The sequence below is a fragment of the Alicyclobacillus sacchari genome (assembly GCF_004366795.1).
GTDB classification, from domain to species: Bacteria; Bacillota; Bacilli; order Alicyclobacillales; family Alicyclobacillaceae; genus Alicyclobacillus; species Alicyclobacillus sacchari.
Genome location: NZ_SORF01000005.1, coordinates 58487 through 80164, shown reverse-complemented (window position 1 = coordinate 80164; position 21678 = coordinate 58487). Strand labels below are relative to the sequence as shown.

Annotated in this window: 19 protein-coding genes and 1 tRNA gene; 14 read left to right on the top strand and 6 right to left on the bottom strand. The window is 53.0% G+C overall.

The genetic code is table 11. The features are described from left to right. Positions 1 to 137 precede the first annotated feature (137 nt). Together C7445_RS06605 and C7445_RS06600 are read left to right on the top strand one after the other, a co-directional pair. Positions 138 to 374: an indolepyruvate ferredoxin oxidoreductase subunit alpha gene (locus C7445_RS06605; protein WP_006446774.1), complete on the top strand. Its 237-nt coding sequence runs from the start codon at positions 138 to 140 to the stop codon at positions 372 to 374. Between the two features lie 80 nt (positions 375 to 454). Beyond that, positions 455 to 904, top strand: coding sequence for a hypothetical protein (locus C7445_RS06600; RefSeq protein ID WP_134159298.1), 450 nt, complete (start codon positions 455 to 457; stop codon positions 902 to 904). A 53-nt stretch (positions 905 to 957) separates the two neighbouring features. Here the strand turns inward: C7445_RS06600 and C7445_RS06595 are convergent, their stop codons facing one another. Further along, the gene (locus C7445_RS06595) at positions 958 to 3501 is read right to left on the bottom strand and encodes a beta-mannosidase (protein WP_134159297.1); all 2544 of its coding nucleotides are present in this window, start codon (positions 3499 to 3501) and stop codon (positions 958 to 960) included. Between the two features lie 509 nt (positions 3502 to 4010). On the opposite strand from C7445_RS06595, the gene C7445_RS06590 reads away from it, so the two are divergent. From C7445_RS06590 to C7445_RS06565, 6 genes are all read left to right on the top strand, one after another. Continuing rightward, the gene (locus C7445_RS06590; RefSeq protein ID WP_134159296.1) at positions 4011 to 5738 is read left to right on the top strand and encodes an ABC transporter substrate-binding protein; all 1728 of its coding nucleotides are present in this window, start codon (positions 4011 to 4013) and stop codon (positions 5736 to 5738) included. A gap of 108 nt (positions 5739 to 5846) precedes the next feature. Beyond that, positions 5847 to 6836: an ABC transporter permease gene (locus tag C7445_RS06585; protein WP_134159295.1), complete on the top strand. Its 990-nt coding sequence runs from the start codon at positions 5847 to 5849 to the stop codon at positions 6834 to 6836. Continuing rightward, on the top strand, positions 6833 to 7834 hold the full coding sequence (locus C7445_RS06580) for an ABC transporter permease (protein WP_134159294.1): 1002 nt from the start codon (positions 6833 to 6835) through the stop codon (positions 7832 to 7834). Before C7445_RS06585 ends, C7445_RS06580 begins: the two co-directional genes overlap by 4 nt. Further along, complete coding sequence (locus tag C7445_RS06575; RefSeq protein WP_134159293.1) at positions 7803 to 8795, top strand: ABC transporter ATP-binding protein; 993 nt, start codon at positions 7803 to 7805, stop codon at positions 8793 to 8795. The genes C7445_RS06580 and C7445_RS06575 overlap by 32 nt, the downstream gene beginning before the upstream one ends. Then, the gene (locus C7445_RS06570) at positions 8788 to 9765 is read left to right on the top strand and encodes an ABC transporter ATP-binding protein (protein WP_134159292.1); all 978 of its coding nucleotides are present in this window, start codon (positions 8788 to 8790) and stop codon (positions 9763 to 9765) included. The genes C7445_RS06575 and C7445_RS06570 overlap by 8 nt, the downstream gene beginning before the upstream one ends. 17 nt (positions 9766 to 9782) lie before the next feature. Next, entirely contained in the window at positions 9783 to 11150 is a 1368-nt protein-coding gene (locus tag C7445_RS06565) for a GH1 family beta-glucosidase (protein WP_134159291.1), read from the top strand. Between the two features lie 52 nt (positions 11151 to 11202). Here C7445_RS06565 and C7445_RS06560 read toward each other — a convergent pair whose 3' ends face one another. Beyond that, a complete protein-coding gene (locus C7445_RS06560) occupies positions 11203 to 11610 on the bottom strand; it encodes a hypothetical protein (protein WP_243835013.1) in 408 nt (135 codons plus the stop codon). A gap of 255 nt (positions 11611 to 11865) precedes the next feature. Here C7445_RS06560 and C7445_RS06555 point away from each other — a divergent pair, with 255 nt between their 5' ends. After that, positions 11866 to 12264: a DoxX family protein gene (locus C7445_RS06555; RefSeq protein ID WP_134159435.1), complete on the top strand. Its 399-nt coding sequence runs from the start codon at positions 11866 to 11868 to the stop codon at positions 12262 to 12264. A gap of 64 nt (positions 12265 to 12328) precedes the next feature. Here the strand turns inward: C7445_RS06555 and C7445_RS06550 are convergent. Continuing rightward, positions 12329 to 12415, bottom strand: a tRNA-Leu gene (locus C7445_RS06550). Between the two features lie 111 nt (positions 12416 to 12526). Here C7445_RS06550 and dapF point away from each other — a divergent pair. Next, positions 12527 to 13363 carry a diaminopimelate epimerase gene (dapF, locus tag C7445_RS06545; protein WP_134159289.1) on the top strand — a complete coding sequence of 279 codons (837 nt, stop codon included), beginning with the start codon at positions 12527 to 12529 and terminating at the stop codon, positions 13361 to 13363. Between the two features lie 26 nt (positions 13364 to 13389). Here the strand turns inward: dapF and C7445_RS06540 are convergent, their stop codons facing one another. From C7445_RS06540 to C7445_RS06530, 3 genes are read right to left on the bottom strand one after another with little or no spacing between them, the layout of a single operon-like run. After that, a complete protein-coding gene (locus C7445_RS06540; RefSeq protein WP_134159288.1) occupies positions 13390 to 13791 on the bottom strand; it encodes a DMT family transporter in 402 nt (133 codons plus the stop codon). Further along, entirely contained in the window at positions 13775 to 14692 is a 918-nt protein-coding gene (locus C7445_RS06535) for a glycosyltransferase family 2 protein (RefSeq protein ID WP_134159287.1), read from the bottom strand. Before C7445_RS06535 ends, C7445_RS06540 begins: the two co-directional genes overlap by 17 nt. A 23-nt stretch (positions 14693 to 14715) precedes the next feature. Then, complete coding sequence (locus C7445_RS06530; RefSeq protein WP_243835012.1) at positions 14716 to 15969, bottom strand: glycosyltransferase family 39 protein; 1254 nt, start codon at positions 15967 to 15969, stop codon at positions 14716 to 14718. A gap of 323 nt (positions 15970 to 16292) precedes the next feature. Between C7445_RS06530 and C7445_RS06525 the strand changes: the two genes are divergently transcribed. The 4 genes from C7445_RS06525 to C7445_RS06510 all read left to right on the top strand — a co-directional run bounded on the left by C7445_RS06525 (position 16293) and on the right by C7445_RS06510 (position 21535). Further along, complete coding sequence (locus C7445_RS06525) at positions 16293 to 16757, top strand: hypothetical protein (protein WP_134159286.1); 465 nt, start codon at positions 16293 to 16295, stop codon at positions 16755 to 16757. A 61-nt stretch (positions 16758 to 16818) separates the two neighbouring features. After that, a complete protein-coding gene (locus C7445_RS06520; protein WP_134159285.1) occupies positions 16819 to 17682 on the top strand; it encodes an HAD-IIA family hydrolase in 864 nt (287 codons plus the stop codon). 150 nt (positions 17683 to 17832) lie between these two features. After that, positions 17833 to 18306 (top strand): transcriptional regulator NrdR, encoded by a 474-nt coding sequence (nrdR, locus tag C7445_RS06515; RefSeq protein ID WP_134159284.1) that lies wholly within the window; start codon positions 17833 to 17835, stop codon positions 18304 to 18306. A gap of 25 nt (positions 18307 to 18331) precedes the next feature. Continuing rightward, positions 18332 to 21535 (top strand): adenosylcobalamin-dependent ribonucleoside-diphosphate reductase, encoded by a 3204-nt coding sequence (locus tag C7445_RS06510; RefSeq protein WP_134159283.1) that lies wholly within the window; start codon positions 18332 to 18334, stop codon positions 21533 to 21535. Positions 21536 to 21678 lie beyond the last annotated feature (143 nt).

Here is a 21678-nt window from a genome sequence, read left to right as displayed (position 1 = left end):
TTCGTATTTGCGTGGAAAACTTCATGCGTGGTTCGTAATAAATTGCCACAAAGATTTCGTTTGAGTTTTCCTATAGATTTGATGTATATCTCTAATAGGACATCATCCTGACTTTGCTCCGAAGGAGGATTATACGAATGCCGTTTGTCATCACCTCGCCTTGCATCGGCGAGAAGGCTGCGGATTGTGTTGAAACCTGTCCGGTTGACGCAATCCATGAAGGTCCAGATCAGTACTATATCGATCCGGATTTGTGCATCGATTGCGCTGCGTGCGAGCCGGTTTGTCCGGTTAGCGCGATTTTTCAAGAAGATTTCGTTCCAGAGGATGAAAAAGATTTCATCCAAAAGAATGCAGATTTCTTCAAGAAGTAAGCGTATGGAAGGTGCCGTCGATTCGCAGTCGCGAATCGGCGGCTTTGTGTTTAGATGATAGACGTGAGGAGAGATAGCGTGTGCCGAAACGTTGGATTTGGCCATTTTGCTGTATGTTTTTGCTGACCGCTGGCTGTGGCACAGCGCAATCCGCTCCAACGAACACGGTGGCAGTGAATCAAACCGTATCAAATGGCGGATCGAATCAAACGGCCATCGGGACAGCGGAGAAACAGCCCGTCAACCCGCATCTGTACCAGGTGTGTGAAACGATTTATCATGGTGTTTCGAAGACCATCGCGGAAAATCGCAATGTCAGTTATGATCAACAGCTTGAGACGATCACGGACCTGGGCACCAGCAGTGCGCCAAGTTCTCCAAATGGCATTCTGTTTGAACAAGCCGAGGCCGTCGTGACGATAGCCGATGCTATCAATGGCGAAGGCGCACCGGCATCAGCGTATAGCAAGCTCCAAACCGCGTTGGATGCATTGGAAAAATCCCTGCAAAAATACCACCCAAACGCTTGAGATAAGGTCAAGGGTTGCCATTCAGGCAACCCTTGTCAGATGTTTTATGCCAATTAGGCGTCCACTTCTGTCCAATCACACATCGACGACACGGTCATCGCCCCCGGTTGCGCGAGATGGAACGCAGTTTGTCCTTGTTCCCGCTGTAGAAAGTGCACCGTTTTTGGAAGACCCGGAAGGAGATCGAAATAATTGTCCGAAAAGACCCCTTCTGCGGATGCGGTCAGCATCACACTTTTAGCGAGTACATCCGTTTCAACCAAGAATGTCGTTTCATCGGCGTCCATCGGTCGTACGGTGATGGTTGCCTTGCGCAACCTCAGCTTATTGACAGGGGCGAAATAATGGAATTTCTGATCGAGCGCGTTACCTTCATGTTCAAGTGTCGCAATGAGGACAATCTCGGGCAGTGAACAACCATGTGTCCAGTCGCTCTTCTTCAACGTCAAGGCGGTCAATACATGATTCGCTTCCACGTGCGGTTGGGCCGTTTGCTCGCGAACCAGTTGGCCGTCGAACTGAAATAGCTGTACGTGAAGTGTAGCTTCCAGATTGTCACGTCCATCCGAGATGATGTGAACGAAGATGCGCTCATCATCTTCCTCGACAGAGACCGCGATGTCCCGAAAGCTTCGTTTTGCATAGTACTGCAATGCCTTCCAACGTCCGTAATAATCCATGCTCGACCAGGATGCAACCGGCCAGCAATCATTGATTTGCCAATATAGGCTGCCCATACAATACGGTTTCTTGCGACGGTGTGCTTCTATGGCCGTTTTTATGGCCTCAGCCTGCAATATCTGACTCATCGTCAAAAACGCAGGGAAATCCTTTGGCGTTGGCAGATAGATATCCATATACTCTTTAATCAATCGATTGCCATCGCCGCTGCGCTGGTGCCACCTCATGACATCAGACTCCAGTTCCATGTCCTTTTCCTCGGCATACGATTGCACCGTGCGCAATTCCGGGAATGATTGGAAACCGTATTCACTCATGAATCGGCCAAGGTTCACGTTATAGTTCGAAAAGGGTTCCACCGCATGCCAGACTCCCCAGTAGTGGATATCGCCTCGCGTGGAATCGTTCTTGGCATGCTGGCTTCTGTCACCGGTGAGCGCTTGCATAGGAGAGGACGGCCAGTAAGCTGCTCGAGGTGCCAATTGCGCCAAAACATCAGGCAGGATGCGGTGGAAAATGGATTCATAGGCAGACCAGATTTGTGCCCTCTGTTCAGGCGTGTACTGCTGTTTCCATCCCCAGCCGCCATGCTCATCGTATTGCGCCCAAGCGGTGTCGATCTCGTTGTTACCGCACCACAGGGCGATGGACGGATGATTCCGTAGGCGCCGGATGTTGTCCTTGGCTTCCTCCTCGACGCTCTGCAAAAATGCTGCGTCACCAGGATACATACTGCACGCGAACATAAAGTCTTGCCAGACCAGGATTCCATATTCGTCACACAGGTCGTAGAAGACGTCGCATTCGTATACGCCGCCGCCCCACACTCGCAGCATGTTCATATTTGAGGCGGCAGCCGTAACAATCTCATGCCGATAGCGCTCTTCGTCGACTTCCGTGATGAAGCTATCGTTCGGAATGTGATTTGCTCCTTTGGCGAACACAGGCACACCGTTCACCTGAAAGTAGAACGACGTACCCGCTTCGTCATCTGTCTGCACGAGCTGTATGTCGCGCAAGCCTGTTCGGACTGTCCGGTTGGCGATGGCCGTTCCGCCAATGGCTACTTCCGCGCGGAATGTGTACAGGCTTGGTTGGCCATAGCCTCGAGGCCACCAGAGATCTGGATGCGAAATCTCGATTTCGATCCGGTGCGTCTGCACGCCCTTAGCGAGTGTTATCGTTGACTCGATGGTGCGTCCGGCACCGTGTAGACGCAGGATGGCGGGGCCTTCCACTTCAGAATGGATTTCGATATGAGCCTCTAACTGCGCTTTCTCAACGGTAACGCTAGACTGGTGGATATAAACGTCCGATATGCGTGCCTGCGTCCACGCTTCCAGTTTGATAGGGCGCCAGATACCGCTCGTCACTAGGCGTGGGCCCCAGTCCCAACCGTAGTGGTAAGGGGCTTTTCGGCTAAATACACTCAACTTCTTCCCGCCCAAACCACCGCGTTCAGACTGGTCATTGGTTGCAGGCAAGCCGTACCCTAAACGTTCGAGCTTTGGCAAATCCTCTTGAATCGGCGACCGAAAGCGGATATGCAAACGATTTCCTTCTGCCCGCAGCAACCGTTTTATCTCGATCCGCCAGGTTCGGAACATATTGTTGGCCGCAAGAATGGGCGTGTCGTTGAGGGAAACATCTGCGTAGGTGTCTAAGCCCTCAAAGACGATTTCAATCTGTGACTTGTTCAGCATGTCTTGAGGGACATCGAATACGGTTTCATATTGCCAGTCTTGCTTGTCAATCCACTGCAAGGAGCCCTCATGGGTTCCATAAAACGGATCTGGAATGAGACCGTTTGCTTTCAAATCCGTGTGAATACAACCTGGTACGATCGCGCGATGCCAATCGGTTTCGCCGACGGCTGAAAAACGCCAATTGTCGTGAAGATATAGCGTTGAAGTCATCATAGCCTCCTGAATCGTGACTTAGAACATACAAGCGACATTATACAAAAGTAGTCGGAACGGAGATAGAAAGAAACCGATTGTTTCTGATCGTTTCAGCAACAGGAATGACAAGTTGCGCATCTGCGGAACGTGACGAACGCCCGCCCCAAGGAGCTACCTATCTCGTCTCGGAATCGATTTCGTCTGCCATATACAATTCTCTACTCTTTCAGCCAAAATTCGCACTTGAAAATAGGCAACAAATGATGCACAATAACCATTGTCGAACACGGATTGACATCAGCATTTGGCGAAACCGTTTTCGAGAAACCCTCCGAATTGTCGTTTTGTGTCGGGTGGTTCAAAGTTCTATCATTAAAATCGGCTGTGAACTCATCGATACTAACGACAAGAGAGAATCCGTTGGGAAAAACGGATTCGTTTTTTGGAACCTGCCGAAAGCGATTTCGAGTTCTTCCGTGCTTCAGCGCAGCAATCAAGATGGTTGCAACATTAAAGGGGGACTTATGGTGTCAAACAAACGGATTTTTGGCATCGTTGGCTCGGCAGTTGTTGTCGCATTAGGCGTTGCAGGATGCGGCACAGCGACGACGAACGCTTCGAACTCTGCGTCGACAAGCGGAAACAATAGTGTTACAACCAGCGCTTCGCAAGGGTCTGCGAGCACAAGCAGTGCCGTCTTGACAGTGGCGCCAAATGTGACGGGCAGCTTCGCAGACAACTTCAATCCGTTCTCGGGAACCAATAGTGTGGATGGAACATTGGGCAATATCTATGAGACTATGTTCTATTTTGACAACACGACCGGAAAGCAGTTCAACTTGCTTGGCAAGTCTTTCGCGTTTAGTAACGGCGGTAAGACATTGACCGTTCAGTTGCAGAACAAGGCAAAGTGGACAGACGGGGTTCCGTTCACGGCGAATGATGTCGTCTTTACGTTTGAAGCTCTGAAAAAGTATCCGGATGCGGACACGAACGGCATTTGGCAACAGCTTGTAAGTGTCAAGGCACAAGGCAACTATACCGTCGTTTTCAACTTTAAAGCACCGAATATCCCGTTTGCTGAACAATACGTACTCGGTGGGACGTATATCGTTCCGCAACATCAATGGAGCAAGTTGGGCGATCCGGCGAAGGCAAAGATTACGCATGCCAACGCTATCGGAACCGGACCGTTTAAAATCTCGTATTTCTCGTCACAAGACTATAAGTTTACGGCGAATGAACAGTACTACGGCGGGGCGCCAGCTGTGAAAACGCTGAATTATCCAGCGTTCTCCAGCAACTCAAGTGCTGACTTGGCGCTTGCAAGCGGGCAAATCCAATACGCTGGCATCAACATCCCGGACATTCAGAAGACGTTCGTAGCGGCGGATCCGAAGTACAACCACTACTACTTCCCGCCCAATAACCCGGTCGAGTTGTATCCGAACTTGCGCAACCCGCTCTTGGCGCAGTTGCCTGTGCGTGAAGCGATTAGCCTGGCGATTGACCGCAACGCATTGTCGCAGAAAGGTGAGACGGGTTACGAGCAGCCTGCTGTGCCGACCAGTTTGGTACTGCCTCCGCAAAAATCCTGGCTAGATCCGAGCTTGCCTGCTGCCGATCGGTCGTTCACGGTAAACGACGCTAAAGCTGTCAAGCTTCTCGAAGCCGCTGGGTTCAAGAAGGACAAGAACGGCATCTTTGCGAAAGACGGCCAAGAGTTATCCTTCAACCTGTTGACCGTCTCTGGTTGGAGCGATTGGGATGAGGATGCACTTCTCATCAAGCAGCAATTGCAGAAGGTTGGCATCAACGTGAATGTCCAGCAAGATCAATTTACGGCTTACTACAATTCTATTGATCCAGGTGCTGGTCAGACACCGCACTTCGATCTCGCGATTTCGTGGACGAACACAGGCCCGACTCCGTACACGACCTATTATGACATGCTCGATTCGAACGGCTCGTTTAATATCGAAGGCTACAAGAATCCAAGTCTGGACGCGGTGTTCAACAGGTTCGCTGCAACCTCGAGTCTTAGCCAGCAAAAGCAGTATATCTATCAGGTCGAGCGCGTTGCTGCCGAACAATTACCGGTCATCCCACTCTTGGACGGCGCACTCTGGTTCGAGTACAACGACTCGAAGTTCACAGGTTTCTCGACCCAAAGTCATCTGTGGATCGATCCGTCGCCGTACAACTATCAATCCGCAGCCATCGTCATGGATCACTTGAAGCCGGTAAATTAAGGTTTGAAACCGCTTTAAGCATCGTCTAGGATAGAATTAATTTCGTGAGGTGGGCGAGAAGACTGTCGCAAACAAGTCTTCTCGCCTTTCGAAAAAGGGGTGTGGTCCATGCGTTACTTCCTCAACCGCTTAGGGTTCTTGATTTTATCCCTATGGGCAGCCGTGACGCTCAACTTTATTTTACCAAGATTGATGCCTGGTAACCCTGCGCAGGCGATGATCGCGAAACAGGCTGGCAATATCAATCCATCTGCCTTGAAAGCGATTGAGCAGGAGCTCGGATTGTCAAACGGTCCGCTGTATCAGCAGTACTTTCAGTATCTCGGCAATCTGTTGACAGGACACTGGGGGAGCTCATTCCAATACTTCCCAACCACCGTCGTTAGCATTATTTCCAACAGTTTGCCTTGGACCATCATCTTGCTCGGCATCGTCACCATCATCGCGGTCGTCGTCGGTACGTTGGTCGGCATTCTGATTGCTTGGCGTCGAGGTGGCACGGCGGATAATGTCATTCCAATTGTCACGATGTTTGGACAGGCGATTCCAAGCTTTTGGCTGGGACTCATCTGCATATACTTTTTCGGCTTTATCCACCACTGGTTTCCAATGGCTCACGGTTCCGGTGACGACGTGACTCAGGGATACAATCTTCCGTTTATTACGAGTGCCATCTACCACAGTATCCTTCCGGCATTCGTCGTGTTCGTCGGCAGCATCAGTGGATGGATCATCGGCATGCGGAACAACATGATGACAACTCTCGGTGAAGATTATGTCGTCTTCGCAGAGGCGAAAGGCGTGCCGACACGTCGCTTGATTTTTTCCTACGCCGCGCGGAATGCGCTGCTTCCGCAATTGACATCGATTGCAATTGCGCTGTCTTCCATCATCGGCGGACAAATCTTGATTGAACAAGTGTTCTCGTATCCCGGTATTGGTTACGGATTGACGAATGCGGTTTCGAGCGAGGACTACCCGCTGATTCAAGGTATGTTTCTGATTATTGCCTTGACGGCGCTCGTGATTAACTTCATTGTCGACATGCTGTACGGACGTTTGGATCCGCGTGTAAGAAGGAGAGGTGCGACGTCGTGAGCACACAGAGCGTTGCCGTCAATACGACCGCGAAAACTCCAAAGCAAAAAGCGAAGCGTAAAAGCTCCGCATTGCAGACGTTTTTTAAAAACCCGAGATCGCTTGTCGGTGCCATTCTCTTTGGGTTGTTCGTCGTTATCGCGATATTTGCACCGCTCATAGCGCCTTACAATCCATCATCTACGAATTTTAGTATGTTGCAACCGCCTTCGGCGGGGCATATCTTCGGTACGACAAGTTTAGGTCAGGACGTGTTTTCACAGTTCATCTGGGGCACGCGGGCGACATTGATCGTCGGCATCGGGGCCGGAGTGTTAAGCACGATTATCGCCGTGCTGATTGGTGTGACCGCGGGTTATTTAGGTGGTGTAACCGATTCGATTCTCAACGCCATCTGTAACATCTTCTTGGTCATGCCAGGCTTGGCGTTGCTAATCATCATTGAATCGTATGTCAACAATTCAACGCCATACATGAACGGATTAATCATCGCACTGACTGGTTGGGCGTGGGGCGCACGTGTGATGCGGTCCATGGCCATGACGATTGCAAGCCGGGACTATATCGCGGCAGCGAGACTGTCGGGTGCATCGACATTTCGCATCATCCTCTTTGAAATTGTTCCGAATATGACCTCGGTCATCGCATCGAATGTGATGTACGCATGTCTTGCAGCGGTGCTGGCGGAATCAGGATTGGCTTATCTCGGTTTTGAAAACGTAGCCTCCACGAGCTGGGGAACAATGCTGTACTGGTCATCCCAAAACGGAGCCATGATCAGTGGCGCATGGTGGTGGTTCGTACCGCCAGGCCTTGGAATTGCATTGCTTGGCACAAGCTTCGCGTTGATGAACTTCGGTATCGACCAGGTGACGAATCCACGCCTTCGCACTTCGCGCAAGAAGAAGGACGTGCAAAGGCTGCTGAAAGAGCTGCAAAAGAGCCAGACGAAAGGGGTTTTGACAGATGGCGGACAACAAACCAGTGTTGGAAATTGAGGACCTGTCTGTCGCCTATGTCACCGGCAGCGGGCTTGTTCATGCTGTCAACGACGTCAATTTAAAGGTATACCCGAATGAGATTGTCGGGTTGATTGGCGAATCGGGGTCTGGCAAATCGACGATGGCATATACCATCATGCGATTGCTCAAGGGCGATGCGGTGGTAACCAAGGGGCGCGTGAAGATTCTTGGCCAAGATGTCTATCAACTCTCGAAGAAAGAGTTACGACAGTTTCGATGGAGTAAAATGGCTATGGTCTTTCAGAGTGCGATGAGTGCCCTGAATCCGGTCATGACCGTGGAAACGCAAATCTTGGATGCCTTGCTGTCTCACCGCAAAGACATGACCAAGGAGCAGGCAAGGACCCGGGCACGAGAACTTATGGAGCTTGTGCGGATTGATCCCAAACATCTCAAGAGTTATCCGCACGAACTCTCGGGTGGCATGCGCCAGCGCGTCGTGATCGCGATTGCCATTGCGCTCAATCCAGCGCTCGTGATCATGGACGAACCGACCACGGCTTTGGATGTGGTGGTACAGCGTTCGATTCTCGATGAAATTCGCAAAATCCAACAGGAAGTTGGATTCGCGATTTTATTTGTCAGCCACGACTTCAGCCTCGTGGCGGAGTTGGCTTCACGCGTTGCGATCATGTATGCAGGGCGGATTATCGAAGTGACGCCGAGCGATCTCTTGCATTTGCAGGAGAAACATCATCCGTATACGGAAGGATTGCTAAAGGCCATTCCAGAATTGACAGCGGAGGATGTCACGATTCAGGGAATTGGCGGCTACCCGCCAGATCTCCAAGATCTCCCTTCAGGCTGTGCTTTCCATCCTCGTTGCCCATATGCGACGGATATCTGTCGCCGTGTACGTCCCGAAAAGTTGGCTGTCGGCGATAAACTGATCGAGTGCCACCTGTTCAATGAAAAGGAGTTGGTCTCCCATGTCTAATGCCACAAAGACGCCTGCCACCGGGACGGCGCTCCTGGAAGTCAAGGACTTGGTGGTACACTTTCCGATTGGTAAGGGGCAATTTATTCGGCCGGTCGATCGCGTCAGTTTTTCAATCGGCCCCGGTGAAGTGCTTTCTTTGGTCGGAGAATCGGGAAGCGGGAAGTCGACGATTGGTAAGGCCTTGGTACGAATGATTGAGCCGGCTGACGGTTCTATTCTCGTCGGTGGACGCGACGTGACGCATATTCGCGGGCGCGAGATCAAGGAATATCGCAAGGAAGCGCAAATGGTGTTTCAGGATCCGTTCGGTTCGCTCAACCCGACGCGATCGATTGAGCAGCATTTGGCGTTTCCCGTCCGTAAGTACCGTACGAACAAGGACGTTAGCGTAAGCGAGCAGATCGACGAATTGCTGACGAAAGTCGGTTTGACGCCGGTCGCTGAGACGCGTAGAAAATTCCCGCACGAATTGTCCGGGGGTCAGCGCCAACGTGTTGCGATCGCGCGCGCTTTGGCGGTAAATCCGAAGTTCATTGTTGCCGACGAACCGATTTCGATGCTTGACGTATCGATTCGCGCTGGTGTTCTCAAATTGATGAACGATTTGCGGAATGATTTAAACCTAGCTTTTCTGTATATTACGCATGACTTGGCGTCGGCGCGCTATATCGGCAACCGGATCATGGTCTTGTACGGTGGCAAGGTGATGGAAACCGCACCATCGGCGGAATTGATTAAGGCGCCGACACATCCCTACACCAGACTGTTGCTCACCGCGACACCCGGCACGCGCCATCGTGGACCGTTGCCTGAAACCAGCAACAGTGCACCGAACCTGCTCGAGGGGCGCAAGGGGTGTCCGTTCGCCAATCGTTGTCCTTTGGTGTCTGAAGTATGTCGAAACGAGGAGCCACCGCTGCGCGAGATGTCGAATGGTCATGCCGTCGCATGCCACCATCCTGCATAAAGGGGATACGATGAGATATGAGTCAAAACCGTACGTTTCCGGAGGATTTTATTTGGGGCGCCGCGACCGCTTCATACCAAATCGAAGGCGCCGCGACAGAAGGTGGCAGAGGACCATCGATTTGGGACACGTTTTCGAAAACTCCCGGCAAGGTGTTGCATGGACACACGGGGGATATCGCCTGCGATCACTATCATCGCTATGAATCTGACGTCAAACTCATGGCTGAGCTGGGGATCCGTTCTTACCGTTTTTCCTTGGCCTGGCCGCGTGTTTTTCCTGCGAAAGGAAAGGTCCTAAACGACGGGTTTGACTTTTACAAGCGATTGTTGGAGCAGTTGCACAAGCATGGGATCACACCTGCGGCGACCATTTACCATTGGGATTTACCACAATGGATTGAGGACGAAGGTGGCTGGTCGAACCGGGCTGTTGTCGATTACTATTTGGAATTTGCTGAAAAGGCATTTCGGGAGCTGGGCGATCAAATTCCGATGTGGATCACACACAACGAGCCTTGGTGTGCATCGCTGCTCAGCTATGGGATCGGCGAGCACGCGCCTGGTTTACGTGACTGGCGACGCGCATACCGTGCGGCACATCACCTTCTGTTGTCACATGGTGAAGCAGTGAAATTATATCGTTCGCTCGGCCTGAAGGGTGAAATTGGTATTACTCTCAATCTGACTCCTGCATATCCCGCCTCGGACTCTCCGGCCGATTTGGCTGCGGCAGCGCGTCAGGACTGCTTTGCGAACCGCTGGTTCCTCGATCCGATCTTCAAAGGCGAGTATCCGGCTGAGTTTATGGAGCGCGTGGAGCACTTCTGCGGGGATTTGGATGTGGTTCGTCCTGGAGACCTGGAGACCATCGCAACGAAGATGGATTTCCTTGGCATCAACTTCTACACTCGGTCCTTGGTTGCGGATGAACCGAACGATCCACTGTTGGGCGTGAAACATCTAAAAACGGACAATCCGGTGACGGACATGGGGTGGGAAGTGTATCCCGAGGCGCTGTACGATTTGTTGCACCGCCTACGGCAGGATTACACAGATCTTCCGCTTTACATTACGGAGAATGGCGCAGCGTGTGCTGATGTGGTCGAGAATGGCAACGTGCATGATCCGGACAGAATCTCGTATGTGCATCAACATCTTGAGGCCGCTCGCAAATTCATTGCAGAAGGCGGGAACTTGAAGGGGTATTACCTTTGGTCCTTGATGGATAACTTCGAGTGGGCGTTCGGCTATACGAAGCGCTTTGGTATCATTTACGTGGATTATGACACGCAAGAGCGCATTCCGAAGGACAGTTATAAGTGGTATCGCCAGGTGATCGCGGTGAACGGATTGCCGGAAACCGTTCCAGGAACGGTGTCATAACAACGCTATATCGATGCAAGGCCAGTGGGTTGTCGTCCCTGGCCTTTTCCTTTTAGGTATCCCAAGGTACATGAAACCAGGCGAGAAAAAGCGACATAATCAGTCCGGATAATCCGATGGAGATGCGCCAGTTTTCGTTGTGTAGCCACATGACAAAGAACATGCAGGCATCCAGCAACATTGACCAGCCGAACGACCAGCCGTGGCAATAAACAATTTCGTGGGTGAGACACAGCAAGGCCTCGTAAAGTCCGTATACTGCGAGAAAGCCGAAGCCGTACATGATTTTCACCAACGGCCGATGCGGCATGTTCCGTAGAAACAGCAGGGTGGTGCAGGGAAGGAGAACAAAGATTTGCACCAGTTGTGAAAATTTGTCCGTCATCAGCCACCAGCGCGGATGATACCAAAGTGGATATCCTCGACACACGAGATTGTACAAGAGTGCGATCACGGTCACCCAGAGTACGCTTTTGCAGTATTGGGTGAGACACGGATGTGTTTTCGTGGCGAAGACAGTTATGAGAAATGCTGCAGAAAAGGACAAGATTACCACACGAATCGCCTCAACTCCCATCTTCAAGCGTATCCAGTACGCCGAGCAAGCATGCGGGACTGTGCGCTCGCTCGCTTGCGTATTTCCGTCCGCTTCCGGAAACACTGAAACTAGGTATGTGTATGGGTAAAGGGTGGGATGGGCATGTCGGAATCAAGTCTGGCGGATGTCGGTTTGTTGATTGTTCGGCTGGTTATTGGCTTGACGTTCATTGGACACGGCACGCAGAAATTGTTTGGTTGGTTCGGAGGTGCGGGTATTTCCGGAACAGGACAGTGGCTCGAAAGCTTGGGGTTTCGTCCGGGCGGCCGGATTTGGGCCATCTTAGCGGGCGCGTTGGAATTGCTCGCAGGCGCAATGCTATGTGTCGGCGTATTATTGCCGGTGGCCGCCGTCTTTGTCATTGTCGTCATGTTGGACGCCATTATAACGGTTCATTGGCGCAATGGGTACTGGGCCGACCGTGGTGGATTCGAGTACAATGTCGTGCTGATCGCAACCGTCATTGCATTGGCCTGTGTTGGTCCGGGGAATGATGTGTTGTTTATATTGCCGTGATCAAATGGAAGGTTGGTAAAAATGGAAAAAGGAACTTCGGACGATGTCCGAAATCCCTTCTCATTGGTGCGGTCGAGAGGACTTGAACCTCCACGGGGTTGCCCCCACTAGAACCTGAATCTAGCGCGTCTGCCGATTCCGCCACGACCGCGCATCTCATCGAGGCAACGATTAAAGTATACAAGGAATTTGAGCGGATTGCAACGAATATTTTCGATCGGACGAAAAAATTTTTCTATGTTGGTACCAAGGGGGTTGCCCAATGAGGTTCACCAAGATGCATGCGCTCGGCAACAACTATGTCTATGTTTCAACGGTAGAGACACAACTGCCTTCACTGCACCTGGCGGAGTTGGCAAGACGAGTGAGTGACGTGCGCCGCGGTGTTGGTTCCGACGGACTGATTGTCATAGAACCTTCCGACGTGGCGGATGTCCGGATGCGGATTTGGAACGCGGATGGCTCGGAAGCGGAGTCTTGCGGAAATGGCCTGCGTTGTGTGGCGAAATATGCGTACGAGCACGGTCTCGTCGATACGGGCGTCTTCTCCATCGAGACCAAAGCGGGAGTGGTGGAAGCACGAGTTCATATTGATTGCCATGGGCGTGTCCCCTCTGTGACGATTGATATGGGGCAGGCACAGTTTGGGTCGTCCGCTGTGCCTTATACGGGAAGGCATCATGGAGACGACGTCCCGGTGGACATCGGCGGCGTTGACGTGTGGGGTACGCTTGTCAGTGTCGGCAATCCTCACTTTGTCTCGCTGGTCGATCACGTCGATGACGATGATGTTCTGCGCATAGGGCCGCGCATCGAGTCGCACCCAGATTTTCCGGAGCGGATCAATGCAGAGTTTGTGGCTGTCAAATCGGTGTCTGAGATTGACTTCCGTGTCTACGAGCGCGGATCTGGCGTGACATACGCATGCGGAACTGGTGCTTGCGCGAGTGTAGCTGCTTTGGCTCGCAAGGGGATGGTCGGCAATCAAGTCACCGTGCATCTGCTTGGGGGCGATCTCGATATCGAATTGCGAGATGACGGTCATATCTTGATGACTGGTGAGGCAGTTACCATTTGCGATGGGGATTATATCGTTTGAGGGTGAGGCATGGCGCTTACCGACCGTTATACGGCGATAAGCGCCACGCCCGCGAGAATGACGCCGACACCAACCCAGCGCAGGGCAGGGATATGTTCGTGGAAAACGAACATCGAGACGAGAATGGCAAGTACATATGCCAAACTTTGAAGTGGGTAAAGCAGGCTGAGGGACAACTTGTTGAGCAAAAAGATCCAGATGACAGTGGCAACCACATAAAGAACAATGCCTGCAATCACCCAAGGTGAGAACATCGCGACGATGATGGAGCGGATATCTGTTAAATCGCGATGTTGGAGGCCATACTTCCAGAGAGTCTGTCCTCCTACCAAAAGACATACGTTGGCCAGAATCAGTACGACGTATAGCATGGAAACGCGCCCTTTCGCCGTCGGCTGCTGCTGCCGGTCTTCAATCTTTGAACTCATTTTGCAACAGCTCATAATTGTCCCGGTGATTTCGGACAATGGTATCCAGAATAAACCCACATGTGAGCGAGTTGGTCGCGAGCACCATCAGGCCGACTGCCAGGATCGCAGATGGCATTTTTGCAATCCGGCCGCTCGCAAAAAACTCCGTGATGACTGGAATGCCGACGGCGAGTCCGGCGATAAAAAGAAGCAGAGCAACCGTGCCAAAAAAGGCCAGCGGCTTATAATCTTTAAAAATCCAGAACACCGTTTTGAGCACGCGTATGCCGTCGCTCACCGTGTTCAGCTTCGATTCACTGCCCGGTGGACGATCCCGATAGCGGATCGGGATTTCGATAATCCGGAAACGCTTGTCCAGTGCATGCAACGTCATCTCTGTCTCGATTTCAAAACCTTCGCTTTGAATCGGCATGGTCTTGGCGAAACGCCGGTTAAACACGCGGTATCCGGTCATGATGTCGCGCAATTGCGAGCGGAACAGGCGATTGATCAAAGCCTTCACAAATTGGTTACCAAAGTTATGAAACGGCCGTTTGTTTTCGCTCGAATACGATCCATCGGAATGGCGGTCCCCAATACTCATGTCCGCCTCACCGGCAGCGACGGGTTGGATTAAGTCGTGCACAAATTCGGCGGGGTAGGTGTCATCGCCGTCGATCATCACGTAGATGTCTGCGTCGATATCTCGAAACATCGAGCGGACGACATTGCCTTTTCCCTGGCGAATTTCCCGGCGCACGATGGCGCCCGCCGTCCGCGCGATTTCAGCCGTGCGATCTCGAGAATTGTTGTCGTACACGTAAATTTCGGCGTCAGGTAATTCTCGCCGAAAGTCGGCGACCACCTTGCCGATGGTCAATTCTTCGTTGTAACACGGGATGAGTACCGCAATCCGCATTGAGTTTTGCTCCTCCGTTTATGTTAGGTCCCTTGCGACGATGGAACAGCACCGCCTCGGCGGAGCCAAAGTTGTTGCAGTCCGTACAGCACTACACCCACGCCGAGGAAAAAAAACGGCATGATCGGATAGGCGTAGCGATTGATAGGGATAAACGGCAGTTGCACGGCAATGAGAAAGAGAGTCAGTGCCGCAATCCACCGCAAGTACGGCAACCATGCACTCATGAGCAAGCCCACCGCCCCAATGACGACCCAGAGTATATGCGCGTGGGCGTATGCAAAGGTGGCGCGTGTAAGCAGCCCCGCATGCTTCGCCAATGTCGAATTGTACCACGGCGTGCCGAATAACAGTCCAATCTTGTCGAGAGTATACCATTTTAAGTACAGGATTGGGTGGGTATGAAAACCGATTTCGATCCGGTGGATTGCAAGTTGCTTTTGCTGTTCCAAAGATAATCCGCTGCTCAACGAAGTGTCCTTTTCAAAATTGGGATCCGAGCCGTAGAGCAACGGATTGGCCGAGTCGAGATCCGTCAGGATCAATTGGTGCATGACCACGGCGTTGCGTATCCACCAAGGCAGCATGGCGATTACGAAAACACCGACATACGCGGCAACTTCACCGAGCCAGTGCCGCCAATATGCGCGTACCGCGCGATCGAAAAGCAACAGCAAAGGCGCAGCGACCAGCGGCATGACGCTTGGGCGAACCAATGTGGTCACGGCCAGCCAAAAACCAGCCAGGGCGAACTGCCAGCGCGTTTGATCGCGAATGGCGGTGAGGAATGCAAAGGTGAACGCCAGTAGACAAGGAATGTACAGGTTCTCCGTCAGGAGTTGGTTGTTCGCGTAAATGACCGGCGGGTACAGCAACCACAGCAGGCCCCCGATGAAGCTGGCCCAGCGTGGCAGGCGAAAACGCATCAATCTGTACACGAGTATCACGGTGACCACGGAGAGCAAGTGTTGCACCGTTTGTGCCATGTGCATCCCGACCTGATGACTCTGCGAAAACAAGGACGCGAATCGATAAATCAAGGCCAGGAAGAGCGGATATCCTGGCGTCACTTGTGCCGCCGGGCCCCAACTCCAGTAGGAGTACAGATGTAGCGCGTTGAGCACGGTGGCCGAGTGATCGTAATAATACGCGTCGCCGTATAGCATCACTGGCTGTCTCCACGCGCTTACGATGAAATACAGATGAAATAGCACTGCGAGCACCAATAAGACGAAGCTCCAGAGCCATTTCCTTGAAAGGTGATTTGCGGGAGTCAAGTGCAAGATTCCTCCTCAACATTCGCTCGTTGCAAGTAGCTCACGTGAACTGGGTGATGTGGCTTCGCGAAACGAGTTGCTAATGATGTCGTTTTGTCGCGAAAGGGTATGTACACGGCCGTTCGCGGCCGCCGATCTCGTATGTGTAGTGTGCAAATGGCCGCCGCACTTCCGAGATGGGCCGAGAATCGCCAGCTTTCATGTTAAAAGTTTGCGTGATTCTGGTCAATTTGATATTCCGTGAAGTTCTTTCGGAACGGTGACGGCACAGGGGTGGGGGTCATACGATGGGCCAGAGCTAGCCGCAGAAGGAGCGATGTTCTATGTCAGAACCGGGGGTGCCTGTACCGATAAGGCAGTCGCGGCGACCGATCCATCCGGTTTGGGGGATATCCCTGCGCGATTTGCGTCGTTCACTGTATGCAGAGCAAGTCATGTCAGCACTTGTCGACGAGCTTCAAGCCAAGGAGTACGGCGCCAACGTCCTATCACCGTTGGTGGTTACCCAATTGGAAACAAGCCGTCTTCGTATCGTGGCGGTCGGTCATTGTATACGGTTGCACTTTATACCCACTGAGGCATCAACGGAACAGGAACGTACGCGCCAATTGCTCATGGAGACCATTCGCCGTACCGATTTGGCCGATGTCCGCGCGCAAGATGAACTGACCGTACTCGTGCAATCAGGTGTCGAAGCGGATTGGCTCCACTCGCTGCAGTTGTGGCATCGTGAGCGCAGGAGGTGGCTTCATAGCGCATTCGCGGCCCTCGAGCGGGCGAACGGGTAAGCAGTGCGCGTGTGTGCGTGGTACACTTCTTGTGACGCTTGTACGGAAGGACGTGTGCACCATGGCCGAACAGCCATTGCAATTCGATACATCCGCTTTGCGGAGAGACGTGCCCGAAGTCGCACGATTTGAGCTGGCGCTTCTGGATCTCGACGGCACCTTGTGGCGTGGCAACGACGTGATTGACGGTGCCTCGGAGTTTGTCGAAAGGTTGCGGGATGCCGGAATTCGCCCCGTCTTTTTCACCAACAATTCCTCGCGGACGCCGGAGTCTGTGGTTGCGGCGTTGCATCGAATGGGTTTTACCGCGTCGGTCGACGAGGTCTGTACGTCGGCGCAGGCAGCGGCTGACGCCGTTTCCCAACGGGTGGCTGAGCCGGGCGCGATCGTCGCGTATGTGGGGGGAGAAGGTTTGCGCGAGGCACTGCGGACGGCTGGATTTGACGCTCGCCGGGCGGACGGAAAAGACATTCGCGAATCCTGGGTGGAGTCGGCACACGCGGCTGCGGTCGGTCTCGATCCGGCTGCGACATATGCCGATCTCGCACTGGTATCCCGTGTCGCATATCGCGTGGGCTGGTTCGCATTGACGAACCCGGACGTGCGACTTCCTGTCGAAGACGGCTTCATGCCCGGCAATGGAGCGATTGGGGCGTTTGTCGCTGCTGCCTCGAGTGCCGAGGTGGTGGTGACTGGGAAGCCCGACCCTTTGTTTGTCCAGTATGCCTTATCTCGGTACGGAGTGCCTGCAGAGAGAGCTTTTATCGTCGGTGACAATCTGCAGACTGACATTCTAGCGGGCAATCAAACGGGCATCTACAGCGTGTTCGTTCGCTCTGGGATCAGCGGTGAACCTAAGCCCGGCGATCCGAGGCCCGATCTGATCGTAGATTCCGTGGCGAATCTTTTTCGACAAAAAGGTTGAAAAATCATCGTGAAACCGCGCTCCGAAGCGGTTCAATGGCGATCCTGCCACGTCTTGTCACGTGCACATGTAGCGTGTATAATGCGATTGTTTCTTTGGTGACACCACATATATGGGTGTTTGGCTGGACGAGCTAAGGTGGTGACTGGGATGAAATGTCCGTACTGCGACGCTGAGAACACGCGTGTTGTCGAATCGCGTCCAGGCGAGGACGGCAGTACCATCCGGCGTCGTCGCGAATGTGTGAACGGAGCCTGCGGTCGCCGATTTACTACCTATGAGCGCGTTGAACAAAGGCCGCTCATGGTGGTTAAAAAGGATCAGGAACGCGAGGAGTTTTCGCGAGAAAAATTGTACCGAGGTCTGATGCGAGCATGCGAAAAACGTCCAATCTCGGTCGAGCAGCTCGAGGCGGTGTGCGCCGACATCGAACGAGCATTGCGAATGGAGTATGAGCGGGAAGTACCCTCGTCGGCCGTCGGTGAACGTGTCATGGACGCATTGCGGGAGTTGGACGGGGTTGCCTATGTGCGATTCGCTAGCGTATATCGCGAATTTCGAGATGTGGAAACATTGGCTAAGGAAGTACTCTCACTTTTAGGAGAATCGGGAAAGGCGCGCTAAACGGGGGCGCGGATGGAGGATACATATGTCAAATGCAACGGAGACGCCTATGCTGCAGTTTACGGAAGAAGATTATTTAGGGCCCACCGGCGAGAAAATCTTGGCGGATCGATATCTACAGAAGGATGTACGCAAGGACACGCTCACGGTTGGATCGCTCGTGGTGGCTGTACTGGATACGAAGCGCGCGTATCACGAACTGGCGCGAGTCGTTGCCATCGACGACGAGGCCGGTCAAGTGACGGTGGAACTGCGAGACGGCGTGCAGGAGTCGTTGCCGTTGCATCAGGTAGATGTGTTATTGGAAACGACACCTCGGGAAATGTGGCGCCGTGTCGCACGTGGAGCCGCTGCCGTGACAAATGACCCAACGCGCTGGGAAGAAGCTTTTTATCAATTGCAGAACCGATGGCGTTACGTTCCAGGCGGCCGCATCAATGCTTCTATGGGGACAGGCATGCAGACGACGAGCTACAACTGCTTCGTTATCCCAAGTGTTGGTCCTACGCTCCGCGATTACGCGGAATCGTTTGGACAGACGCTCGAGATTCAGGCTCGCAGCGGTGGTGTGGGGATGAATTTGTCGCGCATCCCGCCTCAGGGGAGTCTCGTGCCTGTATCCAGTGTTTCGCGCAAGTCCGAACTCTGTCTGGTGCTCGATGTGTGGCATGGCGATGTCTTCGACTTTCTTGAGGCAGATTATCCTCATTCGACGAAAGTTGTGCGCGTGAGTCAGGCGTTTTTAAGGGCTGTGGAAGAAGATGCAGACTGGACGTTCCAGTTCCCAGACACTTCTGTCGAGAATTATGACGAGCTTTGGGATGGGCGGATCGAACATTGGATTGCATCCGGGTATCCTGTTATCGAATCGGGGACTGTCTCGGCGCGTGAGCTGTATGATCGAATTTTGCAAAGTGACGTCAAAGTGCTTCCAGAAGTCGTCGGCGTGGTTCTGTATCCAGGGGATCAGCGCAGTACCATCGCATCGACACTTGGCGACATGTGGGAGTGTATGCGTGACGGCAAGCGGGTGAGCGTGATTTTGTCCTCGCTGCGACCGCGCTACAGTTATGTACGTGGCGTAAACGGCCGCTCCTCTGGCGCATATTCGTGGGGCCAGTTGTACGATAAAGGCAACCAGGTCTTCGGGGATGGTTTTGGGCCTGTCGGCGTCGGCGAAATCATGAGCGTTGGTTGTCAGCTGACGTTGCAAGGCGGATCGCGGCGCGGTGCACTGATGTTGATTCTGAATGACCGCCACGCTGATATCTTGCGCTTCATTCGCGCCAAACAGGTCGATGGCGTGATTACCGGCGCAAACATCAGCGTAGGCATTTCCGAGCGTTTCATGCAAGCAAAGATTGCTGACGAACCGTGGCAAATTGGCTTTGTCACAGGGGATGCGGCGCCGACGTTCGATGGTGATTTTGAAACTTGGTTGGCGGACGGAAAGCCGTTTGCAGCGACACAAACGCTGTCGGCACGAGAACTGTGGGATGAACTTTGCCTATCCGCGTGGAAGTCGGCTGAACCAGGCGTCGTCTTTCTTGGGCGTGCGAATCGGATGAGCAACTCATGGTACTTTAATCCGCTGGTGGCAACCAACCCGTGTGGTGAGCAGCCGCTGCCTGCAAACGGCATTTGCAATTTGGGCGCTGTCGTCTTGGCTCGCTTTGCGAATGGCTTCCGAGACAGTGGAGTACGCACAGAATTTCAGGATCAAGAGCGGGAGGATTACGTCCGTTCCTGCTTACGCAAGCACTTTTCGGAGTCCGAGACCGAGTTTTTACTCCATCACATCCGCTGGGAAGAACTTGAGCAGACGACCCGTAGTGGCATTCGCTTTCAGGACGCCGTGATTGACGCCACGTACTACCCATTCGAGGAGAACCGGGCCAACCAGATGTCGGAGCGCCGTGTGGGACTCGGTATCATGGGCTTGCACGACCTGATGCTCTACTGTGGTGTGCGCTATGGCTCCGATGAGGCAGTGAAGTTGATTGATGCCGTAATGGGTTTGATGGCGGAGTGGGCGTATCTGGAGTCGGTTGAGCTGGCGAAAGAAAACGGCCCATTTCCGAAGTTTGATGCTGAGCTGTATTTGCAGTCGGGATTCATGCAGCAGATGGCCGCTGAGCGTCCGCACGTTGCCGAAGCCATTCGCCGCTATGGCGTGCGCAATGTGACGACGATGACCATTGCGCCGACGGGTACGACCGGCACGATGGTCGGTTGTTCCACTGGATGTGAGCCTTATTACGCCTGGACGTACTTCCGCAATTCGCGCCTTGGTATGTTTGAGGAGCACGCCTCCATTGTCGATGAATATTTTCGGACGCACCATGGCGAGAAGGAACTGCCTGCCTACTTCGTCACGGCGATGGAATTGACCCCGGAAGAACACGTACGCGTTCAGGGTGCTTTACAGAAATGGATCGACAGCTCAATATCCAAGACATGCAATGCACCCAATTCCTACACGGTCGAGGATACAAAAAAATTGTACGATCTCGCGTACGAACTCGGTTGCAAGGGTATTACCATCTATCGTGACGGTTCGCGTTCGGAGCAGGTTTTGTCGCTGAAGACCGATGAAGAGAAGAGTGCGGAGGCGAGCAAAGCGGATCCCGGTCGGCAGCAACCGTCGGAAACGACGCCTGAGGCTGCACATGCTGCGGTAGCCGGCTATGTGAAACGCAAGCGACCGGATGTGTTGTATGGCGCGACGTATCGCAAGGAAACGCCGCTTGGTAAGGCGTTTATCACGATTAACGACGACCCTGAGACACATGTCGCAACCGAGGTATTCGTCAATATCGGGAAGGCCGGATCGGATGTCTATGCGGCAAATGAAGCATTAGGTCGTGCGATCACACTATATCTTCGCGACTCGAACAATCCTCATCGCGAGGCGGAACTGGTCAAGCACTTCTCGGGGATTGGTGGATCGAATGCGGTTGGCTTCGGAGATAGGCGGATCACGTCGGTACCGGACGCGATTGCGAAAGCGTTGATCGAGCATGCTGAGACATTCCCCATGCGTCAGCTCGCATATCATGAGTGGGCGAGTGGGCAGGAAACGGTTACGACAGAGCAGGCGCAATCAGAGCGCGTCGAACTGCGTTCGTATTCCATCGCGAAAGATTGGTGTCCGGAATGTCATCAGCACACGCTGATTCGGACAGGTGGCTGTTATGAATGTGAGGCGTGTGGATACAGCAAGTGTTAATTGGCCATCGTTGATGTGTTGTTCTCTACGAAGAAAGAAACGCATGGCGTTTATCGATTGATACGAGCATATGAAGTGCAGGCCTCGTGATGTTCATCCGGGGCCTGTCGTCGTATCGACGTGGTGGAATTCATTAGGGGGAC